This window comes from Pseudomonas agarici, assembly GCF_900109755.1.
Taxonomy (GTDB): domain Bacteria; phylum Pseudomonadota; class Gammaproteobacteria; order Pseudomonadales; family Pseudomonadaceae; genus Aquipseudomonas; species Aquipseudomonas agarici.
Genome location: NZ_FOAR01000071.1, coordinates 1 through 1,330, shown reverse-complemented (window position 1 = coordinate 1,330; position 1,330 = coordinate 1). Strand labels below are relative to the sequence as shown.

Annotated in this window: 1 protein-coding gene; it reads right to left on the bottom strand. The window is 58.3% G+C overall.

Translation table 11 applies throughout. From position 1 onward, the window contains the following. A partial coding sequence (locus tag BMX68_RS24995) for a T6SS phospholipase effector Tle1-like catalytic domain-containing protein (RefSeq protein WP_177178876.1) occupies window positions 1–1,330 on the bottom strand: 1,330 nt, incomplete at both ends.

The following is a 1,330-nucleotide window of genomic DNA, read 5'->3' as shown; positions in this document are numbered from 1 at the left end:
CGTCGCCGGCCAGACCACGGGCGCGCAGGGCCAGCACCTGAGCACGAGTTTGCGCCCACAACGGATGCGTCTGCACCGGACGCTGGGCCGCTAGGGTGATTCGTCGCGGCGCAGTCAACCAGACTCGTTCACGCGCACGCGGCAAGTAACCACCACCAATGTCGGAGTGAACGCCGGGCAGGCTGATTTGCTGGTGGCCGTGCAGCACGCTATTGAGCGCAAAATTGAGGCGGTGCTCGTCGCGGGCATGCAACTGGATGACCTGGCGGGCGCAGCCCGGTGGCAGATACAGATTGACCCCTGGGTTATTGGCATCCGTTGGACTTAGGTCGCCACGCGCAACGGCTGCAATAGCCGCAACGGTGTCGAACAGGCCGACCAGGTTAAGCTTGATATCCACCACCGGGTCGAAACTCGCCAGCAGGCCAAAGCGTCCTCCTTGCAGCAACTCGCCAAACACGCCCCGACCCGGTTTGAGCAGTTCGTTGGCACAGTGTCGGGCGGCGGCGGCACCACGACTGAAACCGAAAATATCGAACTCAATTTGTCGAATGGAGGTACTAGAGTTAGCTTGTTTGAAACGCTCTAGTTGTTTCTCTATAGCCGCCGGTGCCTGCTCAACCCGCGCCACCACTCCGGTTTCACCCCGCCCCAGCCCCTGACCGTAAAGCGAGTCCTTGTCTCCACTACGAGTCCCTATGCCCTCCAGGTAGACACGCAGATAACCAATCTCTGCCTCGGGAGGAAGACCATCGACGGCATGGTCTGGATACAAGTCATACAGATAAGCCACATTACTGGGCGCATTGCCGTAACTATTATCCGGTGCAGCGTTGAAGGCACTCCCGTCGAACCCATCAAAACCGTACCGCTCGCACTGTTGGATAATGCTTTCCAGTTCGTCGCGGTCGAACAGTGTCAGGTCTTCACGACGGCATTGTTCAGTGGCTGCCGAATTGGCCAGGTTGTTGCCGGTGCCATCGAAGAATAGGCCCAGGCGCAGAGTAATACCGTCGAGTTCTTCCTCTTCTTCCTCTTCTTCCATATCGTAGATCAGCGAGAGCTTTTCGGGCGTCGCGGTGTAGACACGCTGGGTAAAACCCTGGCTGTCAGTCGTTCCCCTCCAAACCTTTCCAGAGGCCGCGGTGATCTTGTAGGGCGTATCTGCCAGTACCTGTTCCTCATCGTTGGCGAATATCTGAAACTGCTCGTGGAACTCAAGTGGTGGGTCGATGATCGCCGGCAGTGTCGCGATCCCTGCAACCCGTGGGGCTTTGCTCGGGAAGTATTCAAAGTGCGCGGACTTGATGGTGTAGTCACCTGCCGTGCC